The sequence below is a fragment of the Vibrio sp. 704 genome, from assembly GCF_033339295.1.
Map to the genome: position 1 here is coordinate 1 of NZ_JAWOUH010000103.1, position 1,133 is coordinate 1,133.

Below are 1,133 nucleotides of genomic sequence, written 5' to 3' on the forward strand. Positions count from 1 at the left end.
TGGAATGAAAATGGTCGCCATGAACTGTTTATCGAATCGGGAGTGTTTAAGCTCTTGCCTGATAAGCAAGGTTGGAAAGTAAATGGTCACTCACTTCAAATTCGCACCGATGACAAATCCTGGCCTGAACTTGATGCGGCTTTTGATTGGCAACCAGATGGCTGGAAGCTCAATCTTTCTCAGCTCGACATTGAGGCGCTGATTCCAGTCGTTAAGCGCGCGCCGGAATCAGAATCGACCAGTGACTGACTCAATAAATTAGCGCCGAAAGGTCGTGTTGAAGACATTCGTTTAGCCATGAATGGTGGCTTAGATACGCTGCGTTATTCGGCAGACCTCGATGAGTTAGCTATGACTCAATGGGAACTGTTGCCGGGCTTTCAACATGTGCAAGGCAGCGTTGCGGGTGACTTGAAGCAAGCGAAAGCGAAAGTCACGGTCATTGATGATGTTTTCCCGTACGGGGATGTATTCCAAGCCCCATTGAACATCAAGCAAGGCGAAGTCGACATCATCTGGCAGCAAGATGAGACAGGTTGGCGTTTGTGGTCGGATAAAGTCACGGCTGCGACTCCGGATCTTCAAGTGTTGGGCGCATTTCGACTCGATTTCCCTAAAGAGCAAAGCCCATTCCTATCGTTTTATGCTGAGGCGGATCTCTACAACGCTGGTGAAACTTGGCGTTACTTACCAACCTTGGCATTAGGTCAAGATCTGACGGATTACCTATCAACCGCAATTCAAGGCGGTAAAGTAAATACGGCCAAATTGCTGTGGTATGGCGAGTTAGGAGATTTTCCTTACAAAGAGCACAACGGTATGTTTCAGGCATGGGTTGGCTTAAAAGACGCGAAATTCAGTTTTGATACTGCGTGGCCAACCATTACCGACTTGCAGCTTGATCTATTGTTTGAAAACGACGCCATGTATCTGGATTCCAAAGCGGCGACGTTAAATGGCGTTCACGCGAAACGCATCACGGTGCGCATTCCTGAGGTGGCTGAAGATGGCCATATCGAAATTGAAGCTAAAGCAACAGCTCCAGGTAATGAAGTTCGCCACTACATGATGGCTACGCCAATGCCACGGCCGAACCACTTTTCCTCTGTAAACGCTGGTCCAGTAAAGTGATA

The 1,133-nt window shown here is 48.1% G+C and carries 1 pseudogene; it reads left to right on the top strand.

Annotated features, from left to right (window positions below):
* Nucleotides 1-1,083, top strand: a pseudogene (locus tag R7R24_RS24745) (DUF3971 domain-containing protein); the annotation flags it as partial.
* Nucleotides 1,084-1,133 lie beyond the last annotated feature (50 nt).